At 38.9% G+C, this 15,447-nt stretch carries 13 protein-coding genes; 7 read left to right on the forward strand and 6 right to left on the reverse strand.

Features of this window, described 5'->3' with window-relative positions; all coding sequences use genetic code 11:
• Nucleotides 1-80: 80 nt before the first annotated feature.
• The 3 genes from HME7025_RS10720 to rocD all read left to right on the forward strand — a co-directional run bounded on the left by HME7025_RS10720 (nucleotide 81) and on the right by rocD (nucleotide 5,178).
• Nucleotides 81-2,486 (forward strand): 3-hydroxyacyl-CoA dehydrogenase/enoyl-CoA hydratase family protein, encoded by a 2,406-nt coding sequence (locus HME7025_RS10720; protein ID WP_109323896.1) that lies wholly within the window; start codon nucleotides 81-83, stop codon nucleotides 2,484-2,486.
• Nucleotides 2,487-2,507: 21 nt separating this feature from the next.
• Nucleotides 2,508-3,683: an acetyl-CoA C-acyltransferase gene (locus tag HME7025_RS10725; RefSeq protein WP_109323897.1), complete on the forward strand. Its 1,176-nt coding sequence runs from the start codon at nucleotides 2,508-2,510 to the stop codon at nucleotides 3,681-3,683.
• Between the two features lie 271 nt (nucleotides 3,684-3,954).
• On the forward strand, nucleotides 3,955-5,178 hold the full coding sequence (rocD, locus tag HME7025_RS10730; RefSeq protein WP_109323898.1) for an ornithine--oxo-acid transaminase: 1,224 nt from the start codon (nucleotides 3,955-3,957) through the stop codon (nucleotides 5,176-5,178).
• 3 nt (nucleotides 5,179-5,181) lie between these two features.
• On the opposite strand, the gene HME7025_RS10735 is transcribed toward rocD, so the two are convergent.
• The gene (locus HME7025_RS10735) at nucleotides 5,182-6,009 is read right to left on the reverse strand and encodes a dioxygenase family protein (RefSeq protein WP_109323899.1); all 828 of its coding nucleotides are present in this window, start codon (nucleotides 6,007-6,009) and stop codon (nucleotides 5,182-5,184) included.
• A gap of 1 nt (nucleotide 6,010) precedes the next feature.
• Nucleotides 6,011-7,528 carry a transcription termination factor Rho gene (rho, locus tag HME7025_RS10740; protein WP_109323900.1) on the reverse strand — a complete coding sequence of 506 codons (1,518 nt, stop codon included), beginning with the start codon at nucleotides 7,526-7,528 and terminating at the stop codon, nucleotides 6,011-6,013.
• 309 nt (nucleotides 7,529-7,837) lie between these two features.
• On the opposite strand from rho, the gene HME7025_RS10745 reads away from it, so the two are divergent.
• Genes HME7025_RS10745 through bioA form a run of 3 tightly spaced genes read left to right on the forward strand, consistent with a single transcriptional unit; the run spans nucleotide 7,838 to nucleotide 10,873 of the window.
• Nucleotides 7,838-8,980 carry an aminotransferase class I/II-fold pyridoxal phosphate-dependent enzyme gene (locus HME7025_RS10745; RefSeq protein ID WP_109323901.1) on the forward strand — a complete coding sequence of 381 codons (1,143 nt, stop codon included), beginning with the start codon at nucleotides 7,838-7,840 and terminating at the stop codon, nucleotides 8,978-8,980.
• On the forward strand, nucleotides 8,977-9,588 hold the full coding sequence (gene bioD / locus HME7025_RS10750; RefSeq protein WP_109323902.1) for a dethiobiotin synthase: 612 nt from the start codon (nucleotides 8,977-8,979) through the stop codon (nucleotides 9,586-9,588). The genes HME7025_RS10745 and bioD overlap by 4 nt, the downstream gene beginning before the upstream one ends.
• Complete coding sequence (gene bioA, locus HME7025_RS10755) at nucleotides 9,566-10,873, forward strand: adenosylmethionine--8-amino-7-oxononanoate transaminase (RefSeq protein WP_109323903.1); 1,308 nt, start codon at nucleotides 9,566-9,568, stop codon at nucleotides 10,871-10,873. The genes bioD and bioA overlap by 23 nt, the downstream gene beginning before the upstream one ends.
• On the opposite strand, the gene HME7025_RS10760 is transcribed toward bioA, so the two are convergent.
• Nucleotides 10,863-11,246: a nuclear transport factor 2 family protein gene (locus HME7025_RS10760; RefSeq protein ID WP_161566860.1), complete on the reverse strand. Its 384-nt coding sequence runs from the start codon at nucleotides 11,244-11,246 to the stop codon at nucleotides 10,863-10,865. The genes bioA and HME7025_RS10760 overlap by 11 nt on opposite strands.
• A gap of 91 nt (nucleotides 11,247-11,337) precedes the next feature.
• Nucleotides 11,338-12,948: a GMC family oxidoreductase gene (locus HME7025_RS10765; protein ID WP_109323905.1), complete on the reverse strand. Its 1,611-nt coding sequence runs from the start codon at nucleotides 12,946-12,948 to the stop codon at nucleotides 11,338-11,340.
• A gap of 66 nt (nucleotides 12,949-13,014) precedes the next feature.
• On the opposite strand from HME7025_RS10765, the gene HME7025_RS10770 reads away from it, so the two are divergent.
• Nucleotides 13,015-13,596 carry a HupE/UreJ family protein gene (locus tag HME7025_RS10770; RefSeq protein WP_109323906.1) on the forward strand — a complete coding sequence of 194 codons (582 nt, stop codon included), beginning with the start codon at nucleotides 13,015-13,017 and terminating at the stop codon, nucleotides 13,594-13,596.
• Nucleotides 13,597-13,647: 51 nt separating this feature from the next.
• Here the strand turns inward: HME7025_RS10770 and HME7025_RS10775 are convergent, their stop codons facing one another.
• Together HME7025_RS10775 and HME7025_RS10780 are read right to left on the reverse strand one after the other, a co-directional pair.
• Nucleotides 13,648-14,613 carry a ribonucleoside-diphosphate reductase small subunit gene (locus HME7025_RS10775; RefSeq protein WP_109323907.1) on the reverse strand — a complete coding sequence of 322 codons (966 nt, stop codon included), beginning with the start codon at nucleotides 14,611-14,613 and terminating at the stop codon, nucleotides 13,648-13,650.
• Nucleotides 14,614-14,774: 161 nt separating this feature from the next.
• On the reverse strand, nucleotides 14,775-15,380 hold the full coding sequence (locus HME7025_RS10780) for a hypothetical protein (protein ID WP_109323908.1): 606 nt from the start codon (nucleotides 15,378-15,380) through the stop codon (nucleotides 14,775-14,777).
• Between the last annotated feature and the right edge of the window lie 67 nt (nucleotides 15,381-15,447).

The raw sequence follows: 15,447 nt of genomic DNA on the forward strand, positions 1-15,447 counted from the left end.
AAAAATTAGTATGCTTGCATAACATTTCAAAATTTAATTAACTTTACGCGCTTACGTTTTTAATTAAAAACATCATTCTAATGAATCGTTCGATCAAAAAAGTTGCCATTTTAGGTTCAGGCATCATGGGTTCACGAATTGCATGTCACTTTGCCAATATTGGCGTTGATGTATTGCTACTGGACATTGCCCCTAAAGAACTAACAGCTGAAGAAACAGCCAAAGGCCTGAGTTTGACACATCCACTGGTGAAAAACCGAATTGTCAATCTAGCATTTCAACAAACGCTAAAATCAAAGCCTGCTTCATTATACGTTAGTGATTTTGCCAAACGCATCAAACTAGGAAATTTTGATGATAACTTACAAGATATTGCTTCGGCAGATTGGATCATGGAAGTTATTGTGGAGAATTTGGACATCAAAAAATCCTTATTCGAAAAAGTAGATGCTATTCGTACCAAGGGAACTTTAATTAGCTCTAATACTTCAGGAATTCCAATTCATTTAATGGCTGAAGGTAGAAGTGATGATTTCCAAAAACATTTTTGTGGAACGCACTTTTTTAATCCTCCTCGTTATTTGCGTTTATTGGAAATCATTCCTACTCCACAAACCTCTCCTGATGTCATTCAATTTTTGTTGAGATTTGGTCAAACTAACTTAGGAAAAACTACCGTTTTATGTAAAGACACTCCCGCATTTATTGCCAACCGCATTGGTGTATATTCCATGATGCAAACCATGAAAGTGGTAGAGGAATTAGGTCTTACGGTAGAGCAAGTGGACAAACTAACCTCTAAAGTAGTAGGTCGTCCAAAATCAGGTACTTTCCGTTTATCAGATGTCGTTGGATTAGACACTACAGTTCATGTGGCAAATAATTTGTACAAAGCTGTCGCTAATGATGAGAGTAAAGACATCTTTATCTTACCTAAGATGCTCCAGAAACTGATGGAGAATAAGTGGTTGGGGGATAAGACGGGACAAGGCTTTTACAAAAAGACTAAAAATGCACAAGGTAAAACGGAGATTCTAAGTCTTGATTTACAAACATTTGAATATAGAGCTGCTCAAAAAGTTTCCTTCGAAACTTTAGACCGTTCCAAAGCGATCGATTCATTACCAAAGCGATTTGAAATTCTTTTAGCTGGAAAAGATTTGGCAGGAGAATTTTATCGCAGAACCATTTTAGATGGGTTCCGTTATGCCTCTCATCGTATTCCTGAAATTGCGGATGATTTGGTGAAAATTGATCAAGCTATCTGTGCAGGATTTGGTTGGGAAATGGGCATTTTCGAAACTTGGGATGCCTTAGGTGTACAAAAGGGGCTTGACTTGATGCATGAAAATGGCATGGAAGCAGCAGCTTGGGTAGTAGAAATGGTACAAAAAGGGTTCACTAGTTTCTATAAAAATGAAGGCGGGAAACGACTGTACTATGATTTAACTTCAAAAAATTACCGTGCGATTGAGGGAATTGAAAATCAAATTTTCCTTTCCAGCTTAAAACCGGATAAAATAGTTTACCAAAACGACGATGCTACCATCGTTGATTTAGGGGATGATATCATTTGCTTAGAATTTCACTCCAAAATGAATACCATGGGTCAAGGCGTTTTGGAAGGAATTCAAAAAGCCATTGACTTAGCTGAGAAAAATTATCGAGGATTGGTCATCGGAAATGAAGGTGTAGAAGCTTTCTCTGCTGGAGCTAATTTGGGCATGCTATTCATGTTTGCGGCAAATCAAGAGTTTGATGAAGTCAATAATATGATTGCGGTATTCCAAAATACTATGATGCGTGTTCGTTATTCATCCATTCCAGTAGTTGTGGCACCTCATACCCTTGCCCTAGGCGGTGGTTGCGAAATCAGTTTACACGCAGATAGATTAGTGGCACATGCAGAAACCTACATGGGCTTAGTGGAAGTTGGTGTTGGTTTGATTCCAGCTGGAGGAGGAACCAAAGAGATGGCCATGCGCATGGGTGATGCTCGTCAATCAGGCGATGTGGAGTTAAATCGACTTCAACAAGCCTTTATGAATATTGCAACGGCAAAAGTAAGTACATCAGCCTACGAGGCCAAAGAGATGAATTACATTCGTCCTTTTGACCGAATCGTGTTGAACCGTAGCCAACTGATTGCCGAAGCTAAAAGAGAAGCTTTAGCTTTAGCTGATGCTGGATATGTACAAAAACAACAGCGTTCAGATGTTTGGGTAGAGGGGAAACAAGGTTTAGCTCTATTTAAAGCTGGAATATTCAGCATGAAAATGGGTAATTATATCTCAGAACACGATTCTTTAATTGCCAATAAACTAGCTTATGCTATTTGTGGTGGAGATTTGGACAGCCCTCAAATGGTAACGGAACAGTACTTATTGGATCTAGAAAGAGAAGCATTCTTATCTCTTTCTGGAGAGAAGAAAACATTGGAACGTATCAGTAGTCTTTTAAACGGTGGCAAACCACCAAGAAATTAATCTATTCAAAATCAATTGATTATGAACGCATATATCATTGCTGGTTACAGAACAGCTGTAGCCAAAGCCAATAGAGGAGGTTTTCGTACTGTTCGCCCTGATACGTTAGCAGCCGAAGTTATCAAACATTTGGTGGCTCAAGTTCCCACGCTAGACCCTAGTCGTGTAGACGACCTCATTGTAGGAAATGCTATTCCTGAAGCGGAGCAAGGAATGCAAATGGCCAGATACATTTCTCTTTTATCATTGCCTAAAAATGTTCCAGGTTTTATTATCAATCGCTATTGTGGCTCAGGCTTAGAGGCTATTGCTTTAGCTTCGGCCAAAGTAAGCTCAGGTATGGCCGACTGTGTGATTGCTGGTGGAACGGAATCTATGACGATGTTACCTATGCTGGGACATAAGACAGTCTTGAATTATGACTTAGCTTCAGAACATCCCGACTATTACATTGGTATGGGATTAACGGCTGAGGCTGTAAGTAAAAAATATGAAGTTACACGTGAGGAACAAGATAACTTCGCTTATCAATCTCATGTTAAAGCACTTGCTGCTATCAAAGAAGGGAAATTTGCCTCTGAAATCGTACCCATTTCTGTAACTGAGAATTATTTTGATGCTAAAGAAGGGAAGAAAAAAACACGTACCTCCATTGTTAGTCAAGATGAAGGTCCAAGAGCTGATACGACATTGGAAGCATTGGCTAAACTAAAACCTGTATTTGCTTTGGGAGGTACAGTAACTGCAGGAAATGCCTCTCAAACATCAGATGGTGCGGCATTTGTGATGGTTGTTTCTGAAAAGTTCTTGAAGGAATTGAATGTGCAGCCGATTGCAAGGATGGTAAGTTATGCTACAGCTGGGGTAGAACCTAGTTTAATGGGTATTGGTCCAGTAGAGGCTATTCCAATTGCTTTGAAAAAAGCAGGGTTGGTTTTGGATAATATTGATCAAATTGAACTAAATGAGGCCTTTGCAGCACAATCATTAGCTGTAATTAAAACATTGGGAATAGATCCTAGCCGAGTGAATGTCAATGGTGGAGCCATTGCTTTGGGTCATCCACTGGGGTGTTCTGGAGCTAAATTATCCATTCAATTATTCAATGAAATGCGTCGTAGAAATCAAAAATACGGGATGGTCACAGCCTGTGTTGGTGGTGGACAGGGAGTTGCAGGAATTTATGAACTGCTTTAAATCCAAATAATTGATTAAGATTATCAAGGTTCAGGTTCCATTTTAGCGAATAAAATGGAACCTTTGTTTTTAAAAACAATTTGATTTGATATTCTGATTTGATATTCTGGTTTGCAATACAGATTTGACAACTTTTAAAAAGTTGTCAAATCTAAGTTGTCAAATCTAAATTGCCGAATCCAAATCGTCAAATCCAAGCAATTACCAACCAAATTCAAGCCAAGCGAGGATAATCAAATCCACCCCAAATTAACGATAAGCATATTTCGCCATGACCAGCCAAGAATTCATTGAACTAGAAGATAAATACGGCGCCCACAATTATCATCCAATTCCCGTTGTTTTAGAAAAAGGCCAAGGGGCCATCGTTTGGGATGTGGATGGAAAAGAATACCTCGATTTCTTGTCTGCTTATAGTGCTGTGAACCAAGGACATTGCCATCCTAGGCTGCTGGAAGTCATGATAAAACAAGCGCAACAATTAACCTTAAGTTCCAGAGCTTTTCATAATAACCAACTGGGTTTAGCCGAAAAAAAACTGGCCGATAAATTTGGATACGATAAGGTCTTATTTATGAATACGGGTGTTGAAGCCGGAGAATCTGCCATCAAGTTGACCCGTAAATGGGGCTATGAAGTAAAAGGTATTCCAAGTAATCAAGCTCAAATTATTGTGGCAGAAGGGAATTTTTGGGGTAGAACCCTAGCAGCCATCTCAGCATCCAATGATCCGCAAAGCTATACCAACTTTGGGCCATTTTTACCTGGATTTATTAAAATCCCTTACAATGATCTAGCTGCATTGGAATCCGCTCTAAAAAATCCCAATGTAGCAGGTTTTATGGTGGAACCCATTCAAGGAGAAGCAGGTGTCATATTGCCTGATTCTGACTATTTAAAAAAGGCCATCGAACTTTGTCAAGCTGCCCAAGTTTTGTTCATTGCCGACGAAATCCAAACTGGTTTAGGCAGAACAGGTGCTTGGCTAGCCTGTGATCATGAGAACGTTAAACCTGACATTTTACTACTAGGAAAAGCTCTTTCAGGTGGATTCATGCCCGTATCTGCCGTCCTTTGTCGAGATGAGATCATGCTAACCCTAAAACCAGGAGAACATGGATCCACCTTTGGAGGAAATCCCCTAGCTTGTGCCATTGCCTCCGAAGCTATCGATATATTGGAGGATGAAAATTTAATTGAAAATGCCCAAATTAGAGGAAATCAGTTGCTGAGTTTTTTACATGATTTGGCAAAAAAATGCCCCCTCATAAGAGAAGTGAGAGGCAAAGGTCTCCTTTGTGCGATTGAAATAAATACAGATGAAGAAAGTCCAATAGCTTGGGAAATCTGCTTATCCATGATGAAATCTGGTTTATTAGCAAAACCAACTCATGGCAATAAAATTCGCCTAGCTCCTCCTCTTTGTATCTCGGAAAATGACATAAAAAAAGCCTGCCAAATAATTGAACAGACTTTCGCAAACTGGAAATCGTAATATTTATTTTATCTCAAAACAACGCATTGAAATACCTCCATAAACCAGCTCATCATAGGTATAATGAACCTCTTCTCCTTTTCTAGCTAAAGCCAAAGCGTATAACATTGGAATATAATGATCGGGTGTTGGAACTGATTCCATTCCTCCTGGTGCTCCTTCGTAGTTAATCAAAGCACTCAAATCCTTATCTTGAATTTTTTGACTTGACCATACATCAAACTCTTGTGCCCAATCATAACCAAATGCCTCTCGACCATTTCCCAAATTGGCCATACTAGCACGTAAGTTGTGAACAATATTGCCACTTCCTAAAATCAATACACCTCTTTCTCGCAAAAACTGTAATTCCTGGGCCAAGCTGACATGATATTCCAAAGGCTGGCCATAATCAATGGAAACCTCAAAACAAGGTAATTCTGCTTTAGGGAACAAATGACATAGCACTGTCCATGCCCCATGATCCAATCCCCACTCGGTTGTGGCATGAATCTTTGCACTATGAGATGCTAATAAATTGGCATCCTCCGCATCGCCAACAGCTGGATAGGGAAACGTATGTAATGCTGGCGGAAATCCCCCAAAATCATAGATAATCTTAGGCTTTGCACTAGCTTGAACAAATGTACCTCGAGTCAACCAATGGGCAGAAATAATTAAGACCGCCTTGGGGCTATTATGCTCCAAAACGGTCTTACCTAATTGATTTAAATGCTGCGTAAAAGGATTATCTGCCAAAGCATTCATGGGACTACCATGACCTACGAACCATACGGGCTGTATGCTATTGGTTTTCTCCAATGAGAATAATTCCTTAGGCAATATCGTCATCTTATCGATTCATCGATACCAAGAACTCTTCATTGGTTCTAGTACCTTTCATTTGTTGTTGCAAGAACTCCATGGCTTCTACCGAATTCATATCGGACATATGCTTGCGCAATATCCAAACTCGTTGCAATACCGCCGGATCCATTAATAAATCCTCACGACGAGTACCCGATGCTGTAACGTCAATAGACGGATAAATACGGCGGTTAGACAATTTACGATCCAACTGTAATTCCATATTACCCGTTCCTTTAAATTCTTCAAAAATCACCTCATCCATTTTTGATCCTGTCTCAATTAATGCTGTAGCAATGATGGTCAAAGAACCTCCATTCTCCACATTACGAGCCGCACCAAAGAAACGTTTTGGTTTATGCAAAGCATTAGCATCCACACCCCCTGATAAAATCTTACCCGAAGATGGAACCACAGTATTATACGCACGAGCCAAACGTGTGATAGAATCCAATAATATAACGACATCATGGCCACATTCAACCATACGTTTTGCTTTTTCCAAAACAATGCTAGCCACTTTCACGTGACGCTCTGCCTGCTCATCAAAGGTCGAAGAAATTACCTCCGCACGAACGGAACGCTGCATATCCGTTACCTCTTCTGGACGTTCATCGATTAACAAAATAATCAAATAAACCTCTGGATGATTCCGAGAAATAGCGTTGGCTATATCTTTCAATAAAACCGTCTTACCTGTTTTAGGCTGTGCCACAATCATTCCACGCTGACCTTTACCTATTGGGGCAAAAAGATCTAAAATACGTGTGGAATAATTATCTGCCGAAGTAGATAAATTCAACTTCTCCTCAGGAAATAAAGGTGTCAAGTATTCAAAATTAATACGGTCACGAATCTCATCCGTGGTTTTACCATTCACCGTTTCAATTTTCAATAAAGCAAAGTACTTCTCTCCTTCTTTCGGAGGACGAATTGTTCCTTTAATGGTATCTCCCGTTTTCAAACCAAACATTTTGATTTGTGAAGGTGATACATAAATATCATCTGGTGACGCTAAATAATTATAATCAGAAGAACGCATGAAACCATATCCTCCCTCTTGCATAATCTCTAAAACACCTTCATTTTCAATCAAACCATCCAATTCTTTGATAACTTGATTGTAATTAGAACGTTTGAAATGTGGCTGTGGAGTAACTGGCGCCTCTTCTTTGGGTAATTTCTTTAAGTCCTCTGGACTACCTTGAGCCGAACGAGCCTCCGCACCATTCTCCTCCCCTGTAACAAATGACGTATCTACCAAAAATTCATCCGCTGGAATGATGGCATCGTATTCAATGGGTTCTTCAACCTGGGTGGCAACAGGTGTTGAAATTGGTTCTTGCTGAACTTGAACAACAGGAGCGGCTTCATCTAGTTGAAAACTAGGTGTTGAAGGATCTTGATCTTCTCCAGTTTTTTTAATTCTTTGCCTTTTCGGGCGCTCAGTAGCAGGTAAATCTTCTTGTACTTTTTTTACTCTCCTGATCGGTTTCTCTTCCATAAAATGGGAAATGATGAATCTTAAATGAATAACAGTCCCGATTCCTTTTCAAAAGGATTTTGTGAAATGCCCAAAAGCAAATTATCTACAAAATTGTGAAACTAACAATAGATGGAATGGAATCTGGAATATTGAATAGAGCGCTTACGATATTGAAGCACAGTACAATACTACGTCACAACACTGAATTTGTCAAGCCTTTTCTAAGTTTTTTACTCGTTTAATCAATATTTTGGACAAAATTGGGGGATATCTGTAGTATTTCCCCGCTACGGCTCATTATTTTTGTACTTTTATGGCCTGAATATCATGAGCAAGATCCAACAATATTTAGTCGATCAATTGGAAATCCGTCGGAAAGATGGCCTTTTACGGAGCCTACAACACGTGGATCATTTCATCGATTTTTGCTCCAATGACTACCTAGGTTTAGCCAAAAATCAAGAACTAAACCAGTTGATTACCAAAGATTTTGAAAATTGGTTAGCACAAAACAATGGGCAAATTCCCATCAATGGGGCAACGGGTTCTCGACTAATTTCAGGCAATAATTCTTTGGTTGAAAATTTCGAAATAGCTTGTGCACAAATACACCATGCTGAAGCAGCCCTTCTCTTTGGCTCGGGCTTTGAAGCAAATCTAGGCTTACTCTCTTCCATCAGTCAAGCAGATCATATTGTCTTTTGTGATCAACTCCTTCATGCTAGCATCATTGATGGCATTCGTTTAGGGAAAGGCAAAAAAGTTATATTTAAGCATAATGATTGGGAAGCTCTGTCCACTGAATTGGCCAAATATCCCCATCAAACCAAATGGGTAGTCGTAGAATCCATTTATTCCATGGATGGAGATCAAGCACCTCTTCAAAAATACATAGAACTCAAACAACTATACGATTTCGAATTAATTGTAGATGAAGCCCATTCTGGTGGAGTACACGGGTTTAAAGGTGCTGGCTTAGTTCAAGAGTTAGGGCTTGTCGAGCAAGTATTTGCTCGAGTGATCACTTTTGGGAAGGCTTGGGGCAATGCTGGTGCTGTGGTATTAGGCTCTCAAGCTTTGAGACAATACCTTATCAATTTTGCACGTTCCTTCATCTATTCTACAGGTCCTACTCCCGCCCACATATGTGCCTTATTAACCACATTACATTTCATACAGATTCAAGATGAACTACGAGAAAAACTAAAGAAAAACATCACGTTTTTTCAAGAACATAACTCCCACCCAAATTGGGGAAAAAGCCAAAGTGCCATTCAAACGTTCATCGTTCCAGGCAATCAAGAAGTTAGACGTATCGCCCAAGTAGCCCAAGAAAAAGGCTTTGGCTTAAAACCTATTGTTTACCCAACCGTTCCCAAAGAAGAAGAACGCATTCGAATTACCTTAAGTGCCTTGACCCAACAAAAAGACATGCTTGATTTAATTCAATTATTAGAATCAAATATATGAGTCAGACCATCATCGTGGCCGGAATTGGAACAGAAATCGGCAAGACAGTTGTTTCCGCTATCTTGACTAAAGCTCTAAAGGCCGACTATTGGAAACCTATACAATCTGGTGATTTGGACCAAGGGGATGCCTATTGGATTCAGCAATGGGTAAAACACCCTAATCTAACTATATGGCCTTCTACCTACCGACTAAGCCAACCGCTTTCACCTCATACTGCTGCTGAATTAGATGGAATAAGCATTGAATTGAATCAATTTCAAAAACCAGCAAGTTCACAACCTTTAGTGATTGAATTAGCTGGTGGCTTAATGGTTCCCATCAATGATCAGCAAACCAATATAGACTTAATACAATCCTTAGATGCTCCCGTTATTTTAGTGAGCAAAAATTACCTAGGAAGTATTAATCATACCTTACTGAGTTTTGAAATGCTACAACAAAGAGGCATATCCATCTTAGGTATTGTTTTTAACGGTCCAGAAAATCCATCTGGAGAAAAATTTATTCTCAATTACACCCAATTGCCCTTACTTTTGCGTGTCAATGAAGAGCAAAAAATAGATGATAGCATCATAGATCATTATGCCCAACAATTCCATTTATAATTCTTACGTTCAAAGGGATGCTGCCGTTATTTGGCATCCTTTTACACAACACCAGATTGAACCTTTTTCTATCCCCATTACAAAAGGAGAAGGTTGCTGGTTATATGGAGAAAATGAAGAAAAGTACTTAGACGCCATTAGTTCATGGTGGGTGAATATCCACGGTCATGGGCATCCATATATGGCGCAAAAGATCTATGAACAAGCCCTTAAAATTGAGCAGGTTATTTTTGCTGGCTTCACCCATGAACCTGCTATTACTTTGTCGGAAAGGCTTTTAGCACATTTGCCAAATCATTTCCAAAAAGTATTTTTCTCAGATAATGGTAGTACCGCTGTAGAAGTAGGCGTGAAAATGGCCTTACAATATTTCCATAATCAAGGAAATACTCAAAAGAGGAAAATACTTGCCTTACAAGACGCATACCACGGTGACACTTTTGGTGCCATGAGTCTAGGAGCTCCCAGCTCTTTCAATGCACCGTTTCAAGACATGTTGTTTGAGGTAGAGTTCATCTCCCAACCCAACAATCCTGAAGCATGTATTCAGGACATGAAATCTCGTTTAGCCTCGGCCCCAGATGAATATGCTGCCTTTATTTTTGAACCATTGGTTCAAGGGGCAGGTGGAATGCTGATGTACGAAGCTAGCACATTAGATGCCTTAATTCAATTGGCACATGAGCATGGTTTATTATGTATTGCAGATGAAATCATGACGGGTTTTGGCAGGACTGGAAAATGGTTTGCCATGGATTATTTGCATGAAAAACCAGATATCGTTTGTTTGTCAAAAGGACTTACAGGAGGCATGATGGCCATGGGAGTAACTTGCTGTTCCAATGAATTATTCGATAGTTTTTTGTCCAATGACCGTAAAAAGACCTTGTTTCACTCCCATTCATTCACTGCCAATCCACTGGCATGTGCTGCAGCTAATGCAAGTTTGGATTTAATGGAAAAAGAAGAAACTTGGATCAATATTGAACGTATCATGCTCGCGCATCAACAATGGGCAGAATCTCAAAGAAATCACCCTATACTACAAAATATTCGTCAACAGGGTACCATCTTAGCCTTGGATTTGCAGGTAGGTGAAGCCACTGGGTACATGCACCCGCTTCGTGATATTGCCTACCAATATTTCATAAAAAAAGGGATCTTATTAAGACCCCTTGGAAATACTCTGTATATTTTGGCTCCATATTGCATCAAAAATGAGGAATTAACACTCATTTATCAGGCATTAGAAGCATTCGCAGAAGAACTGCGAATTACTTATTGATCTTTAAAGATTGCCAAGAAACCATTTGCCAACGGCCATTCTCAAAGATAAAAACGTCTGTAAATTTCAAACGATTGACAGGCAAAAAGGCACCGTCCTTTTTATTGGTCACATTCACAATACCCGTATTGATACCAATATTACCATAAATTCGCTGCGTAAATTCTTCTGGCTCTATAATCGCATAAATGGTTTTCTGAGAAACGATGGATTCAATGTAAGACGCTTTGGTGTCTTGAGTACCCGAAGAGTGAATATACACTAAGTCTTTGTGTAAAACTTTGTCTAATCCAGCACCGTCTTGTGCTACCATGATTTTAAATCGATTCAATTCCGCCTCTCTCAGAGAGTTCACATCCGCTTTCTGTGCCATAAGGTAAAAGGTCGTGCAAAAGCACGCTAGTGTTAATAATAGGTTTTTCATAATTCGTTTTTTAAACATAAAAACAATATTCATCATTTTCTTACTCAAAATCAAAATCTAAGATTAAATCCGCTGCTTTTTCAGCAATAGCCATTACCGCAGCGTTGGTATTCCCTGCCACCAATTCAGGCATGACTGAAGCATCTGCTACACGCAATCCTTTCAAGCCACGTACTCTCATATCCGATGGATCTACCACAGCATCTCGACCTATTCCCATGCTACACGTACCCACTGGATGGTACACACATTCCAAGGCTTCCCGTATGTGATTCAAAATAAATTCCTCAGACCAATCTGATCCTGCAGGATAATTAACTTGATCATTCAATCGTAAAGGCTCAAAAGCCGAGGATAACATAATTTCTTTGGCCAACTTGACTCCCCGAACCAGCGTTGCCAAATCTTCTCCTCCTACATCTGTTAAAAATTTAGGATCAATCAAAGGTGCATCCCAAGGGTTAGATGACCTCAACCCCACATATCCTCTACTTTTGGGTTTCAACAGGGTAGGTAATACTGTATAACCATCTGATAAGGGCAAATTATTTTTATCATACAAGTCATAGGCCCAAGCAGAAGAAAAATGAAATTGCAAATCAGGACGTTCTAATTGATGTACCGAATCAAAAAAGGCACAAGCCTCTAAAGGACTAGACGATAGTGGCCCTTGGTGACTCATGAGATAAGTCGCAAAATTCTTCAAATTCAAGGCCATATTGTAGGATTCCCCTTGTGTATTAGCCCTTGTATTCATATTAATAAACACATGATCTGAAAGATTTTGACCTACTTTTGATAAGTTATGTCGACAAGCTATTCCAAAAGATCGTAAATAGGATTCATCTCCAATTCCTGACAAAAGCATAATTTGTGGGCTTTGAAAAGAACCTGCTGACAAAATCACATCTTTATTAGCCCGATATTCCGACAGATTTTTAGAACCTCGATAATATCCCTGAACCCCCAAGACCTTTTCCCCTTCCATCACTAAAGAGGCTACATGAAATTGGCTAATAATTTTCAAATTGCTGCGTTTCAATGCTGGTGCAATAAAACCTTTAGCTGCTGAGCTCCGAACTCCATCTTGAATAGTAAATTGAAAATAACCCGCCCCAACCTGCTTTTCTCCGTTAAAATCCCTATTCTCTGGAATCCCAACTTCTTGACAAGCCTCCACAAATGCTTCACCAAATGGACTAATATGTACGGCATTACTTACCGTAATGGGGCCATCATGTCCATGGTAATCGTTAGAAAAGAAAGTATTTCTTTCGGATTTTTTAAAATAGGGTAATAAATCTTGGTATGCCCAACCCTTACATCCAGCAGCAGCCCAATCATCAAAATCAGCTGAGTTTCCTCGGATATAGGCCATGCAATTAATCGCACTGCTTCCTCCTATAGTCTTTCCTCTTGGCTGATATATTTTTCGACCATTCAGCATGGCTTGTGGCTCCGTATAAAAGTTCCAGTCTAAATGGCTTTTTTGCAGTAAGGAATAAGCAGAGGGCATTTCCACTCGAGGATCTTGGTTATTTATTCCTGCCTCCACCAACAATACAGAAATGTTGGGGTTAGAAGATAGTCGATTCGCTAAGACGCATCCTGCTGTTCCAGCCCCCACAATGATGTAATCAAAACTAGACATATTTAAATAGGTCGATTTGCTTTATTTTCCTGAATTTCAATAATTTTACACAAAAACCACATAATAATGACCTATTTTAATACCTATTTAACTCTTGGCTTACAACATATTTTAAATATTCAAGCTTTAGATCATTTACTATTTATACTGTCTCTTACATGTATTTACCGATTCTCAGATAGTAAAAACCTATTCTTTCTAATAACAGCTTTTACTTTAGGGCATTCATTAACACTGGCATTAGCTACACTGGGTTGGATTCAAGTTTCCATGCATTGGATTGAATTCTTGATCCCATGCACCATCTTAATATCTGCCATTGGAAATTTTACCTATAAAGACTCAGGGCTAAAAAAACAAGAAAACTCCTCACTAAAATATATTTTGGTTGGTATATTTGGTCTAATCCATGGCTTGGGTTTTTCGAATTACCTACAAAGTTTATTAGGTAAAGAAAGCTCCATTGTTGGCCCTTTATTTGCTTTCAATGTTGGCTTAGAAATAGGTCAAATTGTGGTAGTAATCAGCATTTTGATTATTTCTAGCTTATTGATTCGATTAATAAAATTCAAAATGGCTTCTTGGGTGCTCGTCATCTCAGGTATTGTGATTGGCCTAGTCATCCCCATGATAGTTGAGAGATGGTAAAAAAAATGCCTCCCAAAACTGAGAGGCATTTCAATATCGGTTATCGATCGACTAAAAGTCTTCGTCTAAACTGAACGACATGGTATCCTTGTCAGACATTACTCCTGATTTTTGATATTCAGCCACACGCTTTTCAAAGAAATTTGTCTTACCCTGTAAGGAAATCATTTCCATGAAATCAAATGGGTTAGACGCATTGTAAAACTTCTTGCATCCTAAGGAAACCAATAAACGGTCAGCAACAAACTCAATGTATTGACACATCAAATCAGCATTCATTCCAATCAAGGAAACAGGTAATGCTACGGTCACAAATTCTTTTTCAATCTCCACCGCATTCGTGATAATTTCATATACACGTTCTTGAGATACTTTATTTTTGATGTGATCTGTATATAACAAACATGCAAAATCACAGTGCAAACCTTCGTCGCGAGAAATCAACTCATTGGAGAAAGATAAACCTGGCATTAATCCACGTTTCTTTAACCAGAAAATAGAACAGAATGATCCTGAGAAAAAGATCCCCTCTACCGCTGCAAATGAAATCAAACGCTCGACAAAACTTTCACTCTCGATCCATTTCAATGCCCACTCCGCTTTTTTCTTAACGCAATCAATGGTTTCGATGGCTCTCAACAAACGATCTTTCTCTTTAGGTTCTTGAATGTAGGTATCAATCAACAAGGAATAGGTTTCCGAGTGAATGTTTTCCATCATGATTTGAAAACCATAAAAACATTTAGCCTCTGCATATTGAACCTCTTTCAAAAAGTTATTGGCTAAATTCTCGTTAACAATTCCGTCCGAAGCAGCGAAAAACGCCAAAACATGAGAAATAAAATGACGCTCTCCGTCATTCATTTTCTTCCAATCGGCTAAATCTTGTTGTAAATCAATTTCCTCTGCAGTCCAAAAAGAAGCTTCCGCTTGTTTATAAAACTTCCAAATATCGTTGTGTTTAATTGGGAAAAGTACGAATCGGTTGGGGTCTTCCACCAAAAGAGGTTCAGTCATTGTCAGGTTAGATGATTAGGGTAAAACATTATTTCGAAATTAAGCATTTATGCGTGAAAAAAATGGAGAAGTCTCATTAAAAAAAATGAAAATTATCAGAATCACACAGCATGAGCTAATTCTAGCTTATATACCCTAAAATCTTACAAATGTTTTGAAAATTAAAAGAAAAACCCGCCTACTTGAACTACTAATGCAGAGCCATAGGGAGATGCTTTCATTGAAGACGAGCTGTAATTCAAGTCGTACATCACAGATAAATTAATTCCAAGCTTGGATCCAATACCTATCCCCACTAATACGGGATTAGAGTATCCATAATAGTTGCTGGCATTACTGTCCGACAAATTGGAATAATTTTCCACTTGACCCACTAGATAACTCTGACCCAGCAAGGCTGTTAAAGTAGGAATGTACTGTCGAATAAAAATACGCTCGCCAAGTAGATTACTGGTTAACTTTCCAATATTTCCTCCATAATTAACAGAATAATACTGGTAGGTTAATCCTACTCCAGCTATGGTATTATTAGCCAATTGATAACCGGCCATAGGAGAAACACCAATACTTGTGGGATTTCCAAAACTCAATCCCGAAAGTCCTCCACCAAAATGCAAGCGCTGACGAAAGGTTAACTCGCTTACATCGGGTTCTACATCCAAATCTCCTTTGGCCCCCTCTTCTTTAATAACTACTGGTTCCTGGGCCTTAGATTCAAAAATCACACCACAACTGATTAAAAAACAAAGTAAGAATATATGTTTCATGAATATTTTTTTGAGTAAAAACGAAAAAATTGGTGGATTATGATGTTGAAAATACGATTAACAAAAT

Source organism: Aquirufa nivalisilvae, from assembly GCF_003143535.1.
GTDB lineage: Bacteria > Bacteroidota > Bacteroidia > Cytophagales > Spirosomataceae > Aquirufa > Aquirufa nivalisilvae.

Coding starts and splice junctions, on each gene's coding strand:
- HME7025_RS10780 (WP_109323908.1), bottom strand. CDS start 15,380: ATGAAACATATATTCTTACTTTGTTTTTTAATCAGTTGTGGTGTGATT.
- HME7025_RS10725 (WP_109323897.1), top strand. CDS start 2,508: ATGAACGCATATATCATTGCTGGTTACAGAACAGCTGTAGCCAAAGCC.
- HME7025_RS10765 (WP_109323905.1), bottom strand. CDS start 12,948: ATGTCTAGTTTTGATTACATCATTGTGGGGGCTGGAACAGCAGGATGC.
- HME7025_RS10720 (WP_109323896.1), top strand. CDS start 81: ATGAATCGTTCGATCAAAAAAGTTGCCATTTTAGGTTCAGGCATCATG.
- HME7025_RS10745 (WP_109323901.1), top strand. CDS start 7,838: ATGAGCAAGATCCAACAATATTTAGTCGATCAATTGGAAATCCGTCGG.
- rocD (WP_109323898.1), top strand. CDS start 3,955: ATGACCAGCCAAGAATTCATTGAACTAGAAGATAAATACGGCGCCCAC.
- HME7025_RS10770 (WP_109323906.1), top strand. CDS start 13,015: ATGACCTATTTTAATACCTATTTAACTCTTGGCTTACAACATATTTTA.
- rho (WP_109323900.1), bottom strand. CDS start 7,528: ATGGAAGAGAAACCGATCAGGAGAGTAAAAAAAGTACAAGAAGATTTA.
- HME7025_RS10735 (WP_109323899.1), bottom strand. CDS start 6,009: ATGACGATATTGCCTAAGGAATTATTCTCATTGGAGAAAACCAATAGC.
- bioD (WP_109323902.1), top strand. CDS start 8,977: ATGAGTCAGACCATCATCGTGGCCGGAATTGGAACAGAAATCGGCAAG.
- HME7025_RS10760 (WP_161566860.1), bottom strand. CDS start 11,246: ATGGCACAGAAAGCGGATGTGAACTCTCTGAGAGAGGCGGAATTGAAT.
- HME7025_RS10775 (WP_109323907.1), bottom strand. CDS start 14,613: ATGACTGAACCTCTTTTGGTGGAAGACCCCAACCGATTCGTACTTTTC.
- bioA (WP_109323903.1), top strand. CDS start 9,566: ATGCCCAACAATTCCATTTATAATTCTTACGTTCAAAGGGATGCTGCC.